The sequence below is a fragment of the Pantoea sp. BL1 genome, assembly GCF_000963985.1.
Classification (GTDB): domain Bacteria; phylum Pseudomonadota; class Gammaproteobacteria; order Enterobacterales; family Enterobacteriaceae; genus Pantoea; species Pantoea rwandensis_B.
The window spans coordinates 88,715-107,340 of the sequence record NZ_JZRH01000001.1 but is presented as its reverse complement, the minus strand read 5'-3'; the positions used below and the strand labels follow the sequence as shown (position 1 = coordinate 107,340).

The window sequence follows — 18,626 nt, the reverse complement described above, 5'->3', positions numbered from 1 at the left end:
ATAGGCCATTTCTGAGAGATTGCTCACATTTTCATCGCGCTTCAATTTCCGGTATCGCGGACATGCCCACACGCAGTTGTGCCAGATCGGGTTGGTTGGCATCCAGCACAATTTTCACCGGTAAACGTTGCACGACCTTGGTGTAATTACCGGTGGCATTGTCCGGTGAAATGGCGGAGAAGGTCGCGCCTGTCGCCGGTGCAATGCTGTCGACATGACCGGTAAAGGTCTTGCCAGGCAATGCATCGACTCTCACTACCGCTTTCTGCCCAGGCTGGACATCTGCCAGTTGAGTTTCAAGATAGTTGGCGGTGATATAGGTTTGCTGTAAGGGCACTACCGCCAGCAAACGGGTTCCGGCGCTGACGTAAGCGCCCAATCGCACCGAACGCTGACCCACCATACCCTCTACCGGCGCCACAATCCGCGTGTAAGAAAGATTTAATTTCGCCTGATCCACGCTGGCCTGCGCCGCCGTCACATCGGCTTCTGCCTGACGCACGGCCGCTTGCAACACGCCAACCTGTTTCATTGCGGCTGCCAGCGCCGCTTCACTCTGGCGCACCGCAGCGGATGCTGAACGCTGAGTTGAACTGGCTTTCTGCTGCTCATCAGCAGCAATAGTGCCGCTTTTATACAGCTGGTTATAACGCGCCGCACTCTGTCCGGCATATTGCGCTGACGCCTGGCTCGCCGCTAAGGTCGCTTTGGCTTCATCAATCGTTGATTGCTGCTGCTCCAGTTGAGCCTGGCTGCTCAGGCGCTTGGCATCGCTGACCTGCAAATTCGCCTGCGCCGTTTCCAGCGCCACGCGGTAATCGCGATCGTCCAGTGTGGCCAGCAGTTCGCCCGCTTTTACTCGCTGGTTATCCTGCACATTCACACTGGCGATATAACCGGACACTTTGGGTGCCACCAGAGTGTAATCCGCATTGACGTAAGCATCATCCGTTCGGTGATCATTCCCGGTCATTGATGACCAGACAAAAAAAGCCATGGCCAGCAACACGATTAATAGGGCACTCAACAGTACCGTTCTTTTCAAAGCAAAAGCTTGCATATCAGTTATCTCGACGTCGTCGTAACAGGTTGAATCAGGGTTTGTGGCGGCCAGACACGTTTTGGCAGCCAGGCAGTCAGCAATAGCAGCAGGGCAGCGAAGCCAATCAGCATCTGATAACAGTCACTCAGGCTAAGCACCATCGCCTGATGTTTCAGTAACGTTGCGAAACCGCTAAGGTTCTCTGCGCTACTGGCGCTGCCATCAGGTAATAAAGGGAAACTGCTGCTGGATTGGGCGCTGCTGGGCGCGGTCATCAGCCAGGGGCGACTGGCGGCATTGCCCACCAGCACGCTGGAGTGAAACTGTTCCCGGTGACTGATAAACCACCCCACCAGGGTGCTGGCGGCAATACTCGAGAAGCCGCGCACCGTATTAAACATCGCGGAGGCAAAAGGGCCTTCCGGTGGCGCAACCACGCTGGTCGCACTCATCAATACCGGCAAAATCACCATCGGTTGACCGAAGGCCTGCAAAATCTGGATTAGCCAGAAATTTTGCCGCGCCCAGTCGCTGGTGATATGCATGCCCATCAGGCAGGAGATCACCAGCAGCGCCACGCCAGCGGTCAGCATCCAGCGGCAATCAATCCAGCGGATATTCAGCAGTGCCGCCACCAGTGGGGCGATCAGTAATTGCGGCAAGCCGATGGTTAATGCCAGCGGCGCGAACTGCAGCGTGCGGAATCCCTCCACCTGGCCAAGATAAGCTGAAGGCAGCGCCGATCCGGAAAGTGACAAAATCAAGACACCTGCCAGCGCCAGCAATCCGTGCGTGAGATTGTGACGACGCAGCATCTGGAGTTTGAACAGTGGCAGCGGGTGAAACCATTCATTAATAAAGAACACAGTTAGCAATGCCAGCGCGCTCAATAATAGCGCCGCAAACAGCGGTGAACTGAGCCAGTCGAGACGTTCGCCCTGCGTCAGCGCCAGAATCAGCAGTGCCATGCCTGAGCAGCCGGTGAGCATGCCGAAAAGATCGATCTGTTTGAAACGCTCGAAGCGCAGCGGGTCTTGCGGTAAGCCCCAACCAATCAGCAGCATGGCGATCAGCATGCTGGGGATGACCTGCCAAAACACAAACATCCAGCTCACCTCATCGGTCCAGAAAGCGGCGAGCGTGGCGGCGAGATTGGGACCAAAGGTGGCGGTCAGCGCGTAGGCACCAAGGCCATAAAGCTTGATCGGTGGCGGCAGAAATCGCAGTGCCACGGTCATGAGTAACGGTGGCAATGCACCGCCAAACAACCCCTGCATCACGCGCAGCGCAATAAAGAGTGTGGCGTTCGGCGTTAAAGGCAGCAGTAAACCGCACAGCATAAAGCCAGCGGAAACAGCCAAAGCAAAACGACGCAGGGAAAAGGTCACGGCGAACCACGGTGCGATCATCATCGCGGTCACTTCTGCGGCCTGATAAGCGGAGATGATCCAACTGCCTTGATCGTAGCTAATGCCGATAGCGGCACGGATATCCGCCAGCGCAATATCCGTCACGCGGTCATTTAATCCGGAGGTGAGCGCAGCAATCAGCACGCCAACCAACCCCAGCGCCAGGCGCAGGGTAAACGGATGGGGAGCCGGAGCCGCAACAGGCTGGGCGTTCATAGCAGGTGTCTCGTTTTATTATTGATGCAGTGTATTGCGATGTGATACATGTCGCATCTTACATCTCGGTATGATGTATTGCAATGTGATACAGGGTGTAAAAGTGCGGTCATTCGCGCTAAAGTAGGGCAGGCCAAAAAGGAACGCACAATGGTTGAACTTCCCTCAAGCCGTGAGGATGAAAAAGCGGGTGGCATTCAGGTCATCGCGCGTGCGGCAAAAATTCTGAATGCGCTGGGTGAACATCCGGGTGGCATGAGTCTGGGCGAAATTGCGCAGGTGGTCGATCTGCCACGTTCAACGGTGCAGCGTATTATCGCCGCACTCGACAGTGCGCAACTGGTGCGCAGCAGCGGGGCAGGCGGGCTGCGTCTGGGACCGGCTCTGCTCAAACTGATTTCCAGCGTGCACAGTGATGTGGTCGAAATTGTCCGGCCGTTTCTGGAACAACTCTCAGCCGATATTAACGAGACCGTCTCGCTGGCGCGCGCCAGTGGCACGCAGTTGGCGATTGTTCACTATGTGGTGGCATCCCGGGAATTGCGCGTGGTGCCACGCATCGGATTGAACCTTCCGCTCTATAGCACTTCAGGCGGTCGCGCACTGCTGGCACTGGAAAGTGATGAAGATGTGCGAGTGATGGTCGGCGAAGCCTATAAAGAGTTGACCGAAATGACGGTGAAAACCCTGCCGCAGTTGCTGGAGCTGATTGCTGAAGTGCGTAACAGCGGTCTGGCCATCGATCGTGGCGAAACGCTGGAAGGCATTTCCACCATGGCGGTGGCGATCGACACGCTGTTTGGTCGCTTCTCCATTTCGCTGCTGGTGCCGACGGCGCGTTTTCATAAACAGGAAGCACGCTATCGTGATGAAATCATGAAATGCAAAGAGGCGCTGATTCGCGAAATTGGCAAAATGACCGCTGTGGAAGGATAACCAACTGATGAAAACCTTGCTGATGGCCATCGATAACTCACCGGTGGCAGAAAAAGTCATCGCGTTAACTATTGAACAGGCGCTGGCACAACAGGCTCAGGTCACGGTGTTGTGCTGTGTCGATCCCACTTATTCCTCCTGCAATCAACCGATCGAAATCGATGCGGGCGAAGATCCGGATGATTTCGTCGCGGCAAAAGATGAACAAAACACCGCTGAAATGGTGGTGCGTCACGCCCTGGCACCGCTACTGCGTGCCGGTGTGGCTGCCAAAGGTTTGATTCTGGCCGGTGAAGCAGCGGAAACCATTGTGGCACAATCCAATGCATTGAAGGCCAGCATGATCATCATCGGTCGCCGTCATCTCTCTCCTTTCAATCGCTTACTTAAAGGTTCGGTGAGTGCGGCTGTGATTGAGCGCGCCAACTGCCCGGTTCTGATTGACGTTCGCAAGGATTAATCACGCTCCATGTTTTCCCTCTTACCTATCACGCTGGCGGCGTTTGCGCTGCTGGCGGTGATTATCATCGTTCTGATTCGCACCACCGCACTGCGCTTATGGCAGGGGCTCGTGCTGTTTTTACTGCCACTCGTATTGGCGAATATGCTGTGGTTCAGCTGGTTGCATCCACGGCAGGAGCGACAGGCGCTGGAAACCGAGGTGGCAAACCAATTAAGCCTCGCGCCAGGCTATCGTCAGTTAAAAACACAGGAGCCAGCGCTGTGGCAAATGCTTAATCGTGAGTTGCTGCACAAGCGTATGGAAGGGGTGCCTGCGGATCAGGCACTGGGCGAGTTGCGTGGATGGTTAATGGATCTGGTAAATCAGCGTATGGCGCGTGCAGACGACGAAACGCTGCTCAATTATTTGCGCGTGTCAGTGCAGGAGATGCAGGCACTGCAGCAACCGGAGCCACAACGCTGCTTTCGCTTCCTTTACCCGCAGGTAAATGGCGGCATCAATCTGCAACAAGCGCTGTCACCGACGTTATACCAGCGTGATGCACAGGCGTTAGATTTGCTCCTGCAAAACAGCACCGGCGAAGAGCGTCCGATTGATCAGCAGGGCGCACAACGTGATTTGCAAAGCGTCGTGGAGAAACTTTACGGCAAGTGGGGTGATAAACTTCAGCAACTCAACATGCCTGCTGATACTGCCGTCGATCGCAGCGCCATGTGTGCCATGTCGATTGATCTTTACAGTGGTATTCTCGCATTGCCTGCCAAACAGTCCGCCAACCTTTTGCGTAAAATGGTCAGCCTTACCGGTTAGGTTTACGCGTAAAAAAAGCCCGCTCAGCGCGGGCATAATGGTCACTTTCCGTTTGTTTTTCTCGTGTCACCTGGTGTGGTGCAGACTTCGTGCTGTCTGAAAGCATCATGGCATCGGTTAAGTGATATGAAAAACCGTTTGGTTTTATTGATTTGATTGGTAAAAACTTTTTCAAAATGACTATTTCGCGCCAGTTTCCTATAGATGCGTGCGGCATAGGCATTTAGACTGCTTCGCCTGGAAGAGGACACCCTAATGAAAAAAATGCTGATTAGCGCACTCGCGCTTTTTATGCTGGCCGGTTGTAGTGTCAGCAAACCCGGTGGATTTGAACGTGTCGATGAAGATAAAAGCTCAAATACCGTGCAATATCGTTATGACCCGCAAACGTTGAATAAAGATGCGATGGAAGTCGATCTGGCGAATTATTGTAACCAACGTGGATTTGATAAAGTGGAATCGCTGCCGGCACAGGACAGCCATTTGCCCGGATTAAAGAAAGCCTGGTATCAATGTAATTACGCGGTAAAAAGCTAAAAGAAAGGGCGGGATAAATTCCCGCCCTTTTTGTTTTTTTATTATGTGCTGTGTGTGCTTTGCCCAATTACCAATGGCGACCATGATAACCATGGTCATGATGCCAGCCGCCACCGTGCCCCCAGCCCGGTCCGCGACCATATCCGTCATGAACGATACAACCACTCAACATCGTCATAATGGCAACAACCGAAGCAGCTTTAATAAGTGTTTTCATGGAGAGTCCTCCTCTTTTCCAATGAAGCCAGATTACCGGGGAAAAGTGGAGTGAAGATGCAGTAAATGTAGAGTTATTTCTGGATCTATTACCAGATATGTCAATTTAAAGCTAAAAACGTCAAGGCGGGAAATAAACCAATCAGATAAAACCGAATGCCTGATGATAATAACGCGAATAGTCTGAAATGCAATCCTAAATAACAGCCGTTCTCAACTTCAAAAACATTATGCAGGAAAGAAGGAGAAAATAGATGCCGCAAAGTGATGCGGCATCTGTGGGAATTAATTATGCAGCAAAGGTTCACTGACGTTTTGACGATTTGGCAGACGGATGCTGAGCGACAACACCAGTGAAATCACCAGCAGTGTCATGATCAAGCTGAAGGTCACGGTAAAACCACCAAACACGGAAGCCACCAGTGAACCCATCACGCTGCCGATACCGAATCCCAAGTAAATCAGCCCGTAATTTTTCGTCAGATTATTAAGACCGAAGAAATCGCTGACCAGAGAAGGGAACACGGTGATGGTGCCACCAAAGCTAAAGGCAACGCAGGCCAGTGACAGGAAGAAGGTGGTTTCATTCATCCGGGTAAACAACAAAATACTCATGCCCACCAGAGAAACGATCTGTGCCAGTGAAATGACGCGAATACGTGCCATTTTATCGGAGAGTACGCCGAGAATAAGGCGGCCACTCAGGTTAGCAATCGCGATGACAGTCACGGCATTGGCGGCGGTTTGCGTGGTCAGATGGACCATGCCTTCGCCGATGTCTTTCGCTACGCCAATGACATACAGTCCGCTCATGCAGGCAGTGAGGAACATCAGTGCCAGCATCCAGTACTGTGGCAAGCGCACGGATTGCGCCAGCGTGTAATCTTTTTCCTGCAATTTCTCGTTACCGCTGCTTTGCTGGATCGGGGCATCACGCATCATCAGCGCACCCACAATGATCATACTCATCGCCAGCACGCCCCAAATCATAAAGGTGTTCTCCAGGCCGTAAGTGCTGAGCAACGCGCCACAGATAAATTTGAAACCCAGGCTACCTAAGCCATAAGCGCCAATTGAGCAGGCGGAAATTAACCCTTTACGCTCCGGGAACCACTTCACGCAGTTTGACAGCGTCATCAGGTATCCTGCGCCATCCGCTAAACCGACCAGGATGCCGGCGCTGAGATACAGCATCATCAGGTTATCGGCATGAGCGGTAAGCCAGAAGCCAATCGCCATCAATATACCGGCGCCGATGGTGACGTTACGCACACCAAAGCGCTCCTGTAATTTCCCCGCCAGTGACGATGCAATCGCGAGCCCCAGGCTTAATAAACCGAATGAAAAAGCGACCTGACTAATGGGAGCATCGAGTTTATGTGCCAACTGGCCGTTAAACAGGCTCCACGTATAGACCGAGCCCAGAGCAAACTGCGTGATAATAGTGCCGATAAGGGTAAGCATGCGGGTGCGCTGCAACTGCGCGGATATTTCTGTTTTCATTTTTATCTCTCCCCTCAGGGAATGCGGAATCTGCAGCGATAATAGGCAGCTTACGCGCGCGCGTGGCGAAGCAGGGCATCAAGAGACAGGACGAGGGAATGAAATGCAGTAAAACGGGTATGAATGGCATTAGGCCATTGGGATGTCAATTTAAGCGTGGCGGTTGCTATGGGTAAACATGTGTAACCAGGTGTGATAAGCGCGCCAGTTTTGCTGCAAGATGACCGATTTTTGCCAGGATTAAAATTCACTAACAGGAGGAAATATGACAGACCGAGCATATGAATCCGCGTCAAGCGAGGATGAAGTTTGCTGCATCATCGGTCAGGCGGTGATCGAGTTAAGCGATGAGCATCAGCCTGTGAATAAATCCACGCTGTCGCTGAAATTACTGGCTATGGCCGATCGCGACAGAGATGATGAACGCGTTCTGCTTTACTGGATTGCCAGAAAAGCCATCAATAAACCTCACCAGCTCAATATCGGCGTTCAGGGCTGGCGCTAGAGGACCAAAGAGCGGGCGCAATGCCCGCTCTCGCTATTTAGGCCAGGCGTAATTTGCGTGCCGTGGGCCAGCGCACAAACATCACCATATTCCCCATCAGAATCATCGCCAGACCCACGATGGCATTGCTGTGCCACTGATATCCCTCATAAATGGTCGACAACGTCAGTGCCACCAATGGGAAAAGCAGTGTGCAGTAGGCGGCCTGGCTGGCTCCGATACGACCGACGAGCGTGAAATAAGCGCCAAATCCCAGCACCGAACCAAAAATGGCCAGATAACTCATCGAACCGAGCCACTGCAGATTCAGCGCAGGTGCTAATGAATCGCCATTCAGTAGTGCGATGATTGCCATAACGATTGCACCATATAACATGGCATAGCTGTTGGTGGTCAGCACATCACGTTGACGGCGCTGATGGCGAGTTGAAATCATGTTACCCAAAGAGAATCCAAGCGTGCCCAAAGCACTTAGCCCAACGCCCCATAGCAGTTGCGGAGCCGGGTGCGCTGCCTGAATGTCATTCCAGAACAAGGCAATAATTCCCCCCAAGCCGAGCACGGCCGCGGGTAACAGGCGAAACGGTGGGCGCTGACGGAAAAAGATCCAGCTATTAAGCGCGTTATATAACACTGCCATGGAGAAGATGACCGATTCGAGGCCACTGCTGATCCACGCTGCCGCATGATAGAAACAAACGAAGTTGAAGCCAAATACGCAACAGCCTTGCAGTAAGCAGAAAAGGTGATCCTGCTTATCCAGTGGGCGCAGGCGTTTAATCAGCTTTAGGATCACTAACATCAATACCGATGCCAGTAAGAAGCGCCAGAATACCGCCACCAGGACTGGCGTGTTGGCAGCCTCTTGTTGTAGAAAAATGGCGATCCAGGTGGTGCCCCAAATCAATACAACCGCAAGGTACAACATGATGTTCATCGTAAACTCTCCAGCAAAATCATTGCCCGAAGTGTGACGAAAATTATCACCAATCGCTTGCACGCCGTTGCGCGTGAATTGCAAAATCTTGCGCTTTTTACACGGATGTCCCGCGTTGGCCTGTTTTCTGGCCGGGGAGATCCGTAAACTGTGCGTTATTAACCTGTGAGTGGACCTCCCGATGCCCGATTATCAGACCTTTGACATGCTGCAGCGCCATAAAGCGCAACTGCGCGATAGCGTGCAGCTGTCGGGTGGCATCAAGTTGGCGGCCTGGTTTAATAGCGGCGATCGCGTCACCAACCTGAGCGACCACCACACGCTGAGCCTGTATACCGCTGATGGCTATGATACCTGGCACAAAACCCAGCATGGTTGGCGCAATGGCGGTGGTCCGGATCGCTTCTGCCTGATGCCGAGCGGGGTTGAGTCGACCTGGGATCTGCGTGCCGATTTGTCGTTCGTGCACCTTTACTGTACGGATGAGCACTTGCGGCATCTCGGTGAGCAGATCTGGGATCGCAGCCCCGCGCAACTCAACCTGCATGAAAAAATTTTTGCCGATGACGATCGCATCACGCAGCTTTATCGCCATTTCCTGCTAAGCGTGGACTGGCAGCAACCCGCTAATCAATTGATGTTGAGCAGTGCCTCGACGTTGTTGATGACGCATCTTTTGCAGCGCTACAGTGAAGTGCAGTGGCAGGTGCCACAGGTGCGTGGCGGATTAGCGCCCGCGGTATTGCGACGTGTATTGGCGTTTATCGATGCGCAGCTGGATCAGCCTTTGACGCTGGCACAGCTGGCGGCAGAAGCGGCCTTGAGTGAATACCACTTTGCACGCATGTTCCGCAGCAGCGTGGGCGAAGCGCCACATCAGTTTGTGATGCGCCGCCGCATGGACACCGCATTAAACTTGCTGAAGTTTAGCGCGTTGCCGTTAACCGAGATCGCGCTGCGCTGCGGTTTCCACTCCTCCAGTCACTTCAGTAACCGTTTCCGCCAACTGCATGGCGTAACGCCCTCCGCATGGCGCCAAAACCCGCATCAGCTTTGATTTCACTGTAATTGCCTGAAACAGCCAGTTTCTACCTTCGAGAAACGTCTCAAATTCATTCACTCACACGTTAATTGTGGTGATTTTTTCTTCGCCTTAGATACAATGCCATCCATTAACATATTGTTTTTGATGTGATAATTACATGTTTAGCTTATGCGGAGTGGTAATGATGGAGATGCGTGTTGTAAAACTTGAATCTGACGTCAAATACATTAGACGTGATGTCGATGAGCTAAAAGACGATGTAAAATCGATCGATAGAAATATGGCTGCGGTACTTGAGAAACTGGACGGCATTAAGCAGTCACTCGCTAAAAAGCCTTCGACAGACACCGTTGATAAAAAGATCTCTGAAGCGAAGTTGGCCGTTTTACTCGGTGTCCCAGTCTTAATCGCGATTGGCACTACAGTCTACAAGCTGGTAGCGCACTTCTATTTCTCATGAATATCTGGAACCGTCTTCATTTAGCTAATCCTTTCGCAATCATCGAAAGTCCTCCTGAACGAATCTGGCTCTTCAAGTTGCCTGAAGGTGAACATGGAGAAATATACGGGTAGGGGGAATGGATTTACCCAGAATGGAGCAAGGCGATCAACTCGCTTTCCACGAACGATGGCGAACCTGTGTGAACGGATGATTCGGCGAGGGCCTGATTCAAGGGGATTCGGCTAACGGAAGAGGAGATAAGTATGGCTGAACTGGTGTCCCCTGCAGGAATCGAACCTGCAACTAGCCCTTAGGAGGGGCTCGTTATATCCATTTAACTAAGGAGACGCGGCGCGCAGTATAGCGTACCGACCAGCAGAATTTAACCGTGTTAATCCTGTTTGCTCAATCTATCAACAATGTCGTGCCACAGATCACTGTTGTTTCTTCTGCGCTTTCTCTTTGCGCTTCTGTTCCGCCTTCGCTTTGGCCTTCGCCGCCTCACTCATATCATTGCGAATTTGCGCATGGCTGATCAGTGCAAAAATCAACGTACCGCCGGTGATATTTCCCAGCAGGGTAGGCAGCGCAAACGGCCAGATGAATTCCTGCCAGGGCAGCGTGCCGGCAAACACCAGATACAGCACTTCAACGGAACCCACCACAATATGGGCCAGATCCCCCAGCGCGACCAGCCATGTCATCAGTACAATGACCACAATTTTTGCGGCTCCGGCATAGGGGAACATCCACACCATGGTGGCAATGATCCAGCCAGAAATGACGGCATTTGCAAACATCTCACTCGGTGAATTATCCATCACTTTTTCACTGATGGCGGTAAATGCCTGCCGGGTCGCATCATCAAAGATCGGCATGTAATTAAACGCCAGTGCGCCCAACGCCGTGCCCATCAGGTTTCCCGCCAGGACTACACCCCAGAGTCGGAACAACAGCAGAAAATTACCGCTGGTGGGTTTGTGCATTACAGGTAATACGGCCGTCACGGTGTTTTCAGTAAACAGCTGCTGACGCGCCATAATGACGATAACAAAGCCGAAGGTATAGCCCAGATTTTCCAGCAGAAAACCGCCTGGCACATCGGCCAAATGCACATGGAAAATCCCTTTGGCCATCAGCGAAGCGCTCATGGATAGCCCCGCAGCCACGGCAGACCACAGCAACGCCATACCATCGCGCTCTAACTCCTTCTCGCCGTCCTGGCGGATCTCTTCATGGATTGCCGCAGCCCGCGAGGGCAGGGCATCTTCATCCACTTCTATCTCTTTACCCTGGTCCTTTTCGTCGCTCTCGACATCGTTGTCATGTTCTGAAATGGATGGTGATTGCTTCATGTTTTCCCCTGGTGATAATGCCAACGCGTAATAAGCGTAGACGGTTTTATCAAGGACGAAATGTTACTAAGATCCAAATTAAGAGTAACAAGATTTTAACTGAGGTGCTTTTTTGCACGGTTCCTTGATCTGATGCGCACGAATACCCCCTTTGAGGGAAGTGAGAGCAACCTCACAGACTTCGGCCCACAGATTCATTGTGGTATTATCCCTGCCTTATTTCACAGCTGCGATTCCCTCTTTCATGCTCGAAGTCATTAATCTCTCATGTGTTCGTGATGAGCGAACCCTGTTTCATGGACTGAGCTTCCATGTGCAACCGGGTGACATTGTGCAAATTGAAGGCCCTAACGGGGCAGGAAAAACCTCACTGCTGCGTCTGCTGGCTGGTTTAAGCCGGGCAGAAGAGGGCGAGGTGATGTGGCAATCGCAGCCGATTCGTCAGCAGCGCGAAATATGGCATCAAAACTTGCTCTATCTTGGTCATCATCCTGGGGTGAAGTCGATACTCTCACCTCTGGAAAACCTGCATTTCTGGCACGGCAATCGTGATGAAGAAGTGATTTTCGACGCGCTGGAGCAGGTGAACTTGCTGGGATATGAAGAGGTGCCGGTTGCACAGTTGTCCGCAGGGCAGCAACGGCGTGTAGCCCTGGCTCGCTTGTGGCTCAGCCCGGCTAAAATCTGGATTCTGGATGAACCGCTCACGGCCATTGATAAAGGCGGCGTGGAAAAATTAATGGCGCGTTTCGCTAAACATGCCGATAACGGAGGCGCAGTGATTTTGACTACCCATCAGGATCTGCCTGATGAGAGTGAACGCGTGCGCAAAATCCGCCTTATCTCGGAGTGGGCTTGATGTTAGGTCGCGTGATTCAGCGTGAGTTGAAAATTGCATTTCGCAGCGGTGCCGAGGTGATTAACCCGCTGTGGTTTTTCCTGATTGTTATCACGCTGTTTCCGTTAGGTATCGGGCCGGATCCTCAGCAGCTGGCGCGCATTGCGCCAGGCGTGGCGTGGGTTGCGGCATTGTTAGCCTCACTGCTGGCGCTTGAACGACTGTTTCGTGATGATTTTCTGGATGGTTCGCTGGAGCAACTACTTTTGCTACCCACACCGCTGCCTGTCACGGTGCTGGGAAAAGTGATTGCTCACTGGCTGATTACGGGCTTGCCACTGATTTTACTGTCGCCGCTGGCGGCACTACTCCTGTCACTGGATTTTGCTGGCTGGCGCGCGATGGCACTGACGCTATTACTCGGCACGCCAACCTTGAGTTTTCTTGGTGCGATTGGCACCGGTTTGACCGTTGGGCTGCGGCGTGGCGGCGTACTTCTGAGTTTACTGGTATTGCCGTTGTCGATACCTGTTCTGATCTTTGCCAGCGCGGCCATCGATGCCGCCGGTCAGGGATTGCCGATCGGAGGTTATCTGGCAATTCTTGGCGCGATGCTGGCAGTGAGCGCAACACTTTCGCCGTTTGCTACTGCTGCGGCTTTGCGCATTAGTCTGCATTAATCCGTGCTGCCCCAGAGCTGCCGGTATTCGAATTCTTTTTATTGTGAGCTATGCAAATGTGGAAATGGTTACACCAGTGGGCGAAGCCTGAGCGGCTTTACCAGCTATGCGGTCGCTTAATTCCCTGGTTCGCAGTGCTGGGCATCGCCACGCTGCTACTTGGTTGGGTATGGGGCTTTGGCTTTGCACCGGCCGATTATCAGCAGGGCAACAGCTTCCGAATTATGTACATTCACGTGCCTGCGGCGATGTGGTCCATGGGGGTTTACGCCTCCATGGCGATTGCCGCGTTCATCGGCCTGGTGTGGCAGATGAAAATGGCGGATCTGGTCTCCGCAGCGATGGCGCCGATTGGCGCAGTATTTACTTTTATCGCGCTGGTCACCGGTTCTGCCTGGGGCAAACCGATGTGGGGCACCTGGTGGATTTGGGATGCCCGCCTAACCTCGGAGCTGGTGCTGCTGTTCATCTATATGGGGGTGATTGCGCTCTATCACTCGTTTGAGGATCGTCGCACCGCCGGTCGCGCTGCAGGCATCCTGATTCTGGTGGGCGTGGTTAACTTGCCCATCATCCACTTCTCGGTGCAGTGGTGGAACACCCTCCATCAGGGATCGTCTGGCATTTTGCAGCAGGCGATTGCGCCGAGCATGCGGACGCCGCTGCGCTGGGCCATTCTCGGTTATCTGCTGGTGTTTGGCGCGCTGACGCTGATGCGCCTGCGTAACCTGATTTTGTTCAGCGAGCGCCATCGTCCATGGGCGATCGATGTGGCTCAGGGAGGGCGCAAAGCATGACACCGGCTTTCTCATCATGGAGCGACTTCTTCACCATGGGCGGCTATGCCTTCTATGTCTGGCTCGCCGTCATCCTCACGTTAATCCCTTTATTTGGTCTGGTGCTGCATACCCTGTTGTTCCGCCGCCGTTTGCTGGCAGAAATTCGCCAGCGTCAATCCAGGGAGCGCCGCATTCGCGCGGCCAAGTCGAAAAAAGCTGCCAGTGAAGCAGCAGGAGAAACCGTGTGAATATCCGTCGTCGTAACCGCCTGTATGTGGTGGTGGCGATTTTGGTCGGCTTAGGCCTGGCCACATCGCTGGTGATGTACGCGCTGCGTTCCAACATTGACCTGTTTTACACCCCGAGTGAAATTCTGTACGGCAAAGGCGAAGCGCATCAGATGCCGGAAACCGGGCAACGTCTGCGCGTCGGCGGCATGGTGATGCCTGGCAGCGTAAAACGCGACCCCAAAACGCTGGCTGTCTCTTTCAAGTTGTATGACGCCAACGGCGTGATCAGCGTAAGTTACGAAGGCATCTTGCCGGACCTGTTCCGTGAAGGGCAGGGCGTGGTAGCGCAAGGTGTGCTGGAAAGCGGCAACCTGGTCAATGCCAAAGAAGTGCTGGCAAAACATGACGAAAAATACACCCCGCCAGAAATTGAAGATGCGATGAAGAAAAACCACACAGGACCTGCAGCGACTTATCAGCAGGCAGGTGCTCAATCATGATGCCGGAAATTGGCAGCTTTCTGCTTTGCCTGGCGCTGGGACTCGCGCTGCTATTAAGTATTTATCCGTTGTGGGGCGCAACCCGTCAGGATGCACGTTTGATGGCGATGGCACGCCCGCTGGCGTGGGGCATGTTCGCCTGTATCGTTGCCGCCTTCGTGGTGCTGGTACATGCGTTTATCGTTAACGATTTCAGCGTGGCCTATGTCGCCACCAACTCCAACACCCTGCTGCCGGTTTACTATCGCATCGCGGCCACCTGGGGCGCGCATGAAGGTTCACTGCTGCTATGGGTGTTGTTGCTCAGCACCTGGACGGTAGCCGTCGCAATTTTCAGTCGCGGCATGCCGCAGGATGCACTGGCGCGTGTGTTGTCAGTCATGGGGATGATCAATCTCGGCTTCCTGCTGTTTATTACGCTCACCTCGAATCCGTTTACTCGTACCCTGCCGAACTTCCCGGTTGATGGCAGCGACCTCAATCCGATGCTGCAGGATATCGGGCTGATTTTCCATCCGCCCCTGCTCTACATGGGTTATGTCGGTTTCTCAGTGGCATTTGCGTTTGCTATTGCGTCATTGATGGCAGGGCGTCTCGATACCGCATGGGCGCGCTGGTCACGCCCGTGGACGACCGCAGCCTGGGTTTTCCTGACCATTGGCATCGTGCTCGGTTCGGCGTGGGCCTATTACGAACTGGGCTGGGGCGGCTGGTGGTTCTGGGATCCGGTCGAGAATGCTTCGTTCATGCCTTGGCTGGCCGGTACGGCGTTGATGCATTCACTGGCGGTGACAGAAAAACGGGGTAGCTTCAAATCCTGGACGGTGCTGCTGGCGATCACGGCATTCTCATTAAGCCTGCTGGGCACTTTCCTCGTGCGCTCAGGCGTGCTGGTGTCAGTGCACTCGTTTGCTTCCGACCCGGCGCGCGGCATGTTCATTCTCGCCTTCCTGGTGATCGTGATTGGTAGCTCGCTGCTGCTTTATGCCATCAAAGGTGGCAAGGTGCGCAGCCGTGTGCAGAGCGAAGCCTGGTCACGCGAATCCTTCCTGTTGGGTAATAACGTTCTGTTAATTGCGGCCATGCTGGTGGTGCTGCTGGGCACGCTGTTGCCGTTAGTCCATAAGCAGTTGGGACTGGGCAGTATTTCTGTCGGCGAACCGTTCTTCAATACCATGTTTACCTGGCTGATGGCACCGTTTGCCCTGATGCTCGGCATTGGGCCACTGGTGCGCTGGCGTCGCGATGAGCCGCAGAAACTGTGGAAACGCCTGGGCGTCGGCTTGCTGGTCACACTGATCTTATCGATCGCGCTGCCATGGCTGCTGCAGGACCGCATAGAAGCGATGACGGTGATTGGCCTGTTGATGGCGATCTGGGTGATTCTGCTGACGCTGATGGAACTGCACGAGCGCGCGACCCATCGCCACAGTTTCTTCAAAGGTCTGCGTCATTTAACCCGCAGCCATTGGGGCATGGTGCTGGGTCATTTAGGCGTTGCCGTAACGGTGGTGGGTATCGCTTTTAGCACGCAGTACAGCGTTGAGCGTGATGTGCGCATGAAATCGGGCGATACTGTGGATATCCACAACTATCACTTCATTTTCCGCGACGTACACAACTTGCAGGGGCCGAACTACAGCGGCGGTGTCGCCATTATCGATGTGACGCGTGACGGAAAATTTGAAGCGGTACTGCATGCTGAAAAACGGTTCTATACCGCAGCTCGCACCATGATGACCGAAGCGGCAATCAGCGGTGGTTTCACTCGCGATCTTTACGCGGCATTGGGCGAAGAGCTGGATGACGGTTCATGGGCGGTACGCATCTATTACAAACCGTTCGTGCGCTGGATTTGGTTCGGCGGCGTGTTTATGGCGGTCGGCGGCCTATTGTGCCTGCTGGACCCGCGTTATCGTTCGCGCAAAAAAGCGCAGCAGGAGGAGCTGGCATGAGTAAGAAAATCTTGTTCATCCCGTTAGTGCTGTTTCTGCTGCTGGCGGCCGCGCTGTTGTGGCAGCTGTCTCGCAACGCTAATGGTGATGATCCCACGCGTCTGGAGTCGGCGCTGATTGGTAAGCCGGTACCGGTTTTCAAACTGGAAGCGCTCGATAAGCCGGGCAAAATCTACGATCAGCAGGTTCTGACAGACGGCAAACCGATCCTGCTCAATGTCTGGGCCACCTGGTGCCCGACATGCCGTGCTGAGCATCAGTATCTCAACACGCTGGCCGAGAAGGGCATTCGCGTCGTTGGGCTGAACTACAAAGATGATCGCACCAAAGCGGTCACCTGGCTGAACACGCTGGGCAACCCGTACGCGCTGAGCCTGTATGACGGTGACGGCATGTTAGGTCTGGATCTCGGCGTCTACGGTGCGCCGGAAACCTTCCTGATCGACGGCCACGGTATTATTCGTTATCGCCATGCGGGGGATATGAATGATCGCGTGTGGAACGAAGAAGTGAAACCGCTGTGGGATAAATACAGCAAGGGGGCCGGTGCGTGAAACGGCTGCTTCTGTTAATAGCGGGCATTCTGCTCAGCACCAGCCTGTGGGCTGCCATTGATACTTACCAGTTCGATTCGGTACAGCAGGAAGAGCAGTACCGCGATCTCACCGGTTCACTGCGTTGCCCTAAGTGTCAGAACAACAGCATTGCCGACTCCAATGCGATGATTGCCGCAGACATGCGTCTGAAAGTGTATGAGCTGATGAAGCAGGGCCAAAGTCGCCAGCAGATCATCGACTACATGGTGGCGCGCTACGGCAACTTCGTCACTTATGAACCCCCGGTTACCCCTTCAACGCTGATTTTGTGGGTGGGGCCGGCGCTGTTTGTGGTGCTGGGCGGCTTGATTATTATTCTGCGCAATCGCCGGGGGAAAACCCGTAGCGATCTCGATGACGATGAACAACAACGCCTTGCGGCGATTCTTAAGCGTGACGGGAAGCCGTAATGACTGGATTCTGGATTACCCTGATTATTTTGCTGGTGGCAGCCTCGGTGCTGTTTCTTCGCGCGGGCTGGCGTCAACGTGAAGCCAGCAGCGGCGATCGCGATCGCCTGAATACCGATTTTTACCAGCAGCGCCTGCGCGAACTCGAACGCGATGAAGAAGAAGGCGTGGTTGCCGAGCGTCCCGAGATGGTACGTGAACTGCAACAAACGCTGCTCACCGATGTGCCAAACGAGCACGCGGCTCGCATCCATCACAGTAGCCGTTGGGTGCTATTGCCGGGTTTGATTGTATTGTTGCTGGTGTCGGTTGGCTTTTACCTGAAGACCGGTGGACTGGCGCAACTGGCCGGTTGGGTTAGCGTACAGCAGGAATACCCTCAGTTGCGTGCCCGTGTGATGGATCCCAAAGCGGCGCCCTTAACCATGGAAGAGTTGGCTCGCCTACAATTAGGGTTGCGCACCTCATTGCAAGACGATCCGCAAAACCTCAATGACTGGACGATGCTGGGCCGCCTTGGCATGGTGCTCAATAACGCGACCAATGCCAGCCAGGCCTTCCAGCGCGCATTGCAACTGGCACCTGATAATCTGGAACTGCAGCAGGATTATGCCGAAGTCCTGACGCGCTCCAGCGATCCGCAGGACAACCGCCAGGCCAATGTGATGCTGAAAGATCTGCTAAAACGCGACCATAGCAACGTGCGCACCCTGAGCTTGTTGGCATTTAATGCTTTTGAGCAGCAGCAATATGATCAAGCGATTGGCGCCTGGCAGGTGATGCTGAAGCTTCTGCCCGCGGGTGACAAGCGCATTACCATGATAGAGCGCAGCATTGAACAAGCGAAAACTGATGCGGGACAGCAAAATAGTCACCTGGCATTGACGGTGAGTTTAACCTCGCAGGCAGAAAAAATGTTACCGCAAGGCGGAGTGTTGTATATTTCTGTGTCTGACGGTGTTTCACCGGTGCCTGTGGCTGTGAAGCGTTTACCGCTGAGCCATTTCCCGTTATCGCTCACGCTGGATGACAGCAACGCCATGATGCCCGATCGCCTGCTTTCGGCGCAGCATCAGGTGCAGGTCAGGGTGCGTATTTCGCGCGATGGTAGCGCCAATCCTCAGTCGGGAGACTGGTTTGGCTTAAGCGCGATCACCCCCTGGGATGGTCATCAGCAACTGGCTGTGGAGATTAATCAACAGCAGCCCTGAAGCGATACATT

At 53.7% G+C, this 18,626-nt stretch carries 22 protein-coding genes and 1 tRNA gene; 16 read left to right on the top strand and 7 right to left on the bottom strand.

Going from position 1 to position 18,626, the window contains the following annotated elements; genetic code table 11:
• Nucleotides 1-31 precede the first annotated feature (31 nt).
• Nucleotides 32-1,060, bottom strand: a complete 1,029-nt coding sequence (locus tag VH86_RS00490) for an HlyD family secretion protein (RefSeq protein ID WP_045816621.1) — start codon at nt 1,058-1,060, stop codon at nt 32-34.
• Between the two features lie 5 nt (nt 1,061-1,065).
• Nucleotides 1,066-2,667 (bottom strand): MFS transporter, encoded by a 1,602-nt coding sequence (locus tag VH86_RS00485; RefSeq protein ID WP_045831559.1) that lies wholly within the window; start codon nt 2,665-2,667, stop codon nt 1,066-1,068.
• A gap of 150 nt (nt 2,668-2,817) precedes the next feature.
• Here VH86_RS00485 and VH86_RS00480 point away from each other — a divergent pair, with 150 nt between their 5' ends.
• The 4 genes from VH86_RS00480 (at nt 2,818) to VH86_RS00465 (ending at nt 5,413) form a co-directional block, all read left to right on the top strand.
• Entirely contained in the window at nt 2,818-3,603 is a 786-nt protein-coding gene (locus VH86_RS00480) for an IclR family transcriptional regulator (protein ID WP_034825209.1), read from the top strand.
• Nucleotides 3,604-3,610: 7 nt separating this feature from the next.
• Nucleotides 3,611-4,063, top strand: a complete 453-nt coding sequence (locus VH86_RS00475) for a universal stress protein (protein ID WP_038645626.1) — start codon at nt 3,611-3,613, stop codon at nt 4,061-4,063.
• A 9-nt stretch (nt 4,064-4,072) separates the two neighbouring features.
• On the top strand, nt 4,073-4,876 hold the full coding sequence (locus tag VH86_RS00470; protein WP_038645628.1) for a hypothetical protein: 804 nt from the start codon (nt 4,073-4,075) through the stop codon (nt 4,874-4,876).
• A 255-nt stretch (nt 4,877-5,131) separates the two neighbouring features.
• Complete coding sequence (locus VH86_RS00465) at nt 5,132-5,413, top strand: lipoprotein (RefSeq protein ID WP_038645632.1); 282 nt, start codon at nt 5,132-5,134, stop codon at nt 5,411-5,413.
• A gap of 67 nt (nt 5,414-5,480) precedes the next feature.
• On the opposite strand, the gene VH86_RS25840 is transcribed toward VH86_RS00465, so the two are convergent.
• Nucleotides 5,481-5,630, bottom strand: coding sequence for a hypothetical protein (locus VH86_RS25840; RefSeq protein WP_166934934.1), 150 nt, complete (start codon nt 5,628-5,630; stop codon nt 5,481-5,483).
• 284 nt (nt 5,631-5,914) lie between these two features.
• Nucleotides 5,915-7,132 (bottom strand): MFS transporter, encoded by a 1,218-nt coding sequence (locus tag VH86_RS00460; RefSeq protein ID WP_038645634.1) that lies wholly within the window; start codon nt 7,130-7,132, stop codon nt 5,915-5,917.
• 265 nt (nt 7,133-7,397) lie between these two features.
• Here VH86_RS00460 and VH86_RS00455 point away from each other — a divergent pair, with 265 nt between their 5' ends.
• Nucleotides 7,398-7,637 (top strand): hypothetical protein, encoded by a 240-nt coding sequence (locus VH86_RS00455; protein WP_034825199.1) that lies wholly within the window; start codon nt 7,398-7,400, stop codon nt 7,635-7,637.
• A 37-nt stretch (nt 7,638-7,674) separates the two neighbouring features.
• Here the strand turns inward: VH86_RS00455 and VH86_RS00450 are convergent, their stop codons facing one another.
• The gene (locus VH86_RS00450; RefSeq protein WP_045831631.1) at nt 7,675-8,574 is read right to left on the bottom strand and encodes a DMT family transporter; all 900 of its coding nucleotides are present in this window, start codon (nt 8,572-8,574) and stop codon (nt 7,675-7,677) included.
• A gap of 181 nt (nt 8,575-8,755) precedes the next feature.
• Between VH86_RS00450 and VH86_RS00445 the strand changes: the two genes are divergently transcribed.
• Complete coding sequence (locus VH86_RS00445) at nt 8,756-9,631, top strand: AraC family transcriptional regulator (protein ID WP_045831558.1); 876 nt, start codon at nt 8,756-8,758, stop codon at nt 9,629-9,631.
• Nucleotides 9,632-9,800: 169 nt separating this feature from the next.
• On the top strand, nt 9,801-10,079 hold the full coding sequence (locus VH86_RS00440) for a hypothetical protein (RefSeq protein WP_231638436.1): 279 nt from the start codon (nt 9,801-9,803) through the stop codon (nt 10,077-10,079).
• A 255-nt stretch (nt 10,080-10,334) separates the two neighbouring features.
• On the opposite strand, the gene VH86_RS00435 is transcribed toward VH86_RS00440, so the two are convergent.
• Together VH86_RS00435 and VH86_RS00430 are read right to left on the bottom strand one after the other, a co-directional pair.
• A tRNA-Arg gene (locus VH86_RS00435) sits at nt 10,335-10,409 on the bottom strand.
• 86 nt (nt 10,410-10,495) lie between these two features.
• Nucleotides 10,496-11,416, bottom strand: coding sequence for a formate/nitrite transporter family protein (locus VH86_RS00430; protein WP_045831557.1), 921 nt, complete (start codon nt 11,414-11,416; stop codon nt 10,496-10,498).
• A gap of 244 nt (nt 11,417-11,660) precedes the next feature.
• On the opposite strand from VH86_RS00430, the gene ccmA reads away from it, so the two are divergent.
• Genes ccmA through ccmI form a run of 9 tightly spaced genes read left to right on the top strand, consistent with a single transcriptional unit; the run spans nt 11,661 to nt 18,615 of the window.
• On the top strand, nt 11,661-12,275 hold the full coding sequence (ccmA, locus tag VH86_RS00425) for a cytochrome c biogenesis heme-transporting ATPase CcmA (protein WP_045831556.1): 615 nt from the start codon (nt 11,661-11,663) through the stop codon (nt 12,273-12,275).
• Nucleotides 12,275-12,934 carry a heme exporter protein CcmB gene (gene ccmB / locus VH86_RS00420; RefSeq protein WP_038649973.1) on the top strand — a complete coding sequence of 220 codons (660 nt, stop codon included), beginning with the start codon at nt 12,275-12,277 and terminating at the stop codon, nt 12,932-12,934. The genes ccmA and ccmB overlap by 1 nt, the downstream gene beginning before the upstream one ends.
• Before the next feature lie 56 nt (nt 12,935-12,990).
• On the top strand, nt 12,991-13,731 hold the full coding sequence (locus tag VH86_RS00415) for a heme ABC transporter permease (RefSeq protein WP_045831555.1): 741 nt from the start codon (nt 12,991-12,993) through the stop codon (nt 13,729-13,731).
• Entirely contained in the window at nt 13,728-13,961 is a 234-nt protein-coding gene (gene ccmD / locus VH86_RS00410) for a heme exporter protein CcmD (RefSeq protein ID WP_045813682.1), read from the top strand. The genes VH86_RS00415 and ccmD overlap by 4 nt, the downstream gene beginning before the upstream one ends.
• Nucleotides 13,958-14,443, top strand: a complete 486-nt coding sequence (gene ccmE, locus VH86_RS00405; RefSeq protein WP_034825185.1) for a cytochrome c maturation protein CcmE — start codon at nt 13,958-13,960, stop codon at nt 14,441-14,443. Before ccmD ends, ccmE begins: the two co-directional genes overlap by 4 nt.
• A complete protein-coding gene (locus VH86_RS00400; RefSeq protein ID WP_045831554.1) occupies nt 14,440-16,398 on the top strand; it encodes a heme lyase CcmF/NrfE family subunit in 1,959 nt (652 codons plus the stop codon). The genes ccmE and VH86_RS00400 overlap by 4 nt, the downstream gene beginning before the upstream one ends.
• Nucleotides 16,395-16,952: a DsbE family thiol:disulfide interchange protein gene (locus VH86_RS00395; RefSeq protein ID WP_038645648.1), complete on the top strand. Its 558-nt coding sequence runs from the start codon at nt 16,395-16,397 to the stop codon at nt 16,950-16,952. The genes VH86_RS00400 and VH86_RS00395 overlap by 4 nt, the downstream gene beginning before the upstream one ends.
• Nucleotides 16,949-17,404: a cytochrome c-type biogenesis protein gene (locus tag VH86_RS00390; protein ID WP_034825179.1), complete on the top strand. Its 456-nt coding sequence runs from the start codon at nt 16,949-16,951 to the stop codon at nt 17,402-17,404. Before VH86_RS00395 ends, VH86_RS00390 begins: the two co-directional genes overlap by 4 nt.
• Entirely contained in the window at nt 17,404-18,615 is a 1,212-nt protein-coding gene (ccmI, locus tag VH86_RS00385) for a c-type cytochrome biogenesis protein CcmI (RefSeq protein WP_045831553.1), read from the top strand. Before VH86_RS00390 ends, ccmI begins: the two co-directional genes overlap by 1 nt.
• Nucleotides 18,616-18,626: the final 11 nt, after the last annotated feature.

Excerpts from the sequence above, each read along its gene's own strand:
- VH86_RS00490 (WP_045816621.1), bottom strand. The coding sequence starts at position 1,060 with ATGCAAGCTTTTGCTTTGAAAAGAACGGTACTGTTGAGTGCCCTATTA.
- VH86_RS00485 (WP_045831559.1), bottom strand. The coding sequence starts at position 2,667 with ATGAACGCCCAGCCTGTTGCGGCTCCGGCTCCCCATCCGTTTACCCTG.
- VH86_RS00480 (WP_034825209.1), top strand. The coding sequence starts at position 2,818 with ATGGTTGAACTTCCCTCAAGCCGTGAGGATGAAAAAGCGGGTGGCATT.
- VH86_RS00475 (WP_038645626.1), top strand. The coding sequence starts at position 3,611 with ATGAAAACCTTGCTGATGGCCATCGATAACTCACCGGTGGCAGAAAAA.
- VH86_RS00470 (WP_038645628.1), top strand. The coding sequence starts at position 4,073 with ATGTTTTCCCTCTTACCTATCACGCTGGCGGCGTTTGCGCTGCTGGCG.
- VH86_RS00465 (WP_038645632.1), top strand. The coding sequence starts at position 5,132 with ATGAAAAAAATGCTGATTAGCGCACTCGCGCTTTTTATGCTGGCCGGT.
- VH86_RS25840 (WP_166934934.1), bottom strand. The coding sequence starts at position 5,630 with ATGAAAACACTTATTAAAGCTGCTTCGGTTGTTGCCATTATGACGATG.
- VH86_RS00460 (WP_038645634.1), bottom strand. The coding sequence starts at position 7,132 with ATGAAAACAGAAATATCCGCGCAGTTGCAGCGCACCCGCATGCTTACC.
- VH86_RS00455 (WP_034825199.1), top strand. The coding sequence starts at position 7,398 with ATGACAGACCGAGCATATGAATCCGCGTCAAGCGAGGATGAAGTTTGC.
- VH86_RS00450 (WP_045831631.1), bottom strand. The coding sequence starts at position 8,574 with ATGAACATCATGTTGTACCTTGCGGTTGTATTGATTTGGGGCACCACC.
- VH86_RS00445 (WP_045831558.1), top strand. The coding sequence starts at position 8,756 with ATGCCCGATTATCAGACCTTTGACATGCTGCAGCGCCATAAAGCGCAA.
- VH86_RS00440 (WP_231638436.1), top strand. The coding sequence starts at position 9,801 with ATGATGGAGATGCGTGTTGTAAAACTTGAATCTGACGTCAAATACATT.
- VH86_RS00430 (WP_045831557.1), bottom strand. The coding sequence starts at position 11,416 with ATGAAGCAATCACCATCCATTTCAGAACATGACAACGATGTCGAGAGC.
- ccmA (WP_045831556.1), top strand. The coding sequence starts at position 11,661 with ATGCTCGAAGTCATTAATCTCTCATGTGTTCGTGATGAGCGAACCCTG.
- ccmB (WP_038649973.1), top strand. The coding sequence starts at position 12,275 with ATGTTAGGTCGCGTGATTCAGCGTGAGTTGAAAATTGCATTTCGCAGC.
- VH86_RS00415 (WP_045831555.1), top strand. The coding sequence starts at position 12,991 with ATGTGGAAATGGTTACACCAGTGGGCGAAGCCTGAGCGGCTTTACCAG.
- ccmD (WP_045813682.1), top strand. The coding sequence starts at position 13,728 with ATGACACCGGCTTTCTCATCATGGAGCGACTTCTTCACCATGGGCGGC.
- VH86_RS00400 (WP_045831554.1), top strand. The coding sequence starts at position 14,440 with ATGATGCCGGAAATTGGCAGCTTTCTGCTTTGCCTGGCGCTGGGACTC.
- VH86_RS00395 (WP_038645648.1), top strand. The coding sequence starts at position 16,395 with ATGAGTAAGAAAATCTTGTTCATCCCGTTAGTGCTGTTTCTGCTGCTG.
- ccmI (WP_045831553.1), top strand. The coding sequence starts at position 17,404 with ATGACTGGATTCTGGATTACCCTGATTATTTTGCTGGTGGCAGCCTCG.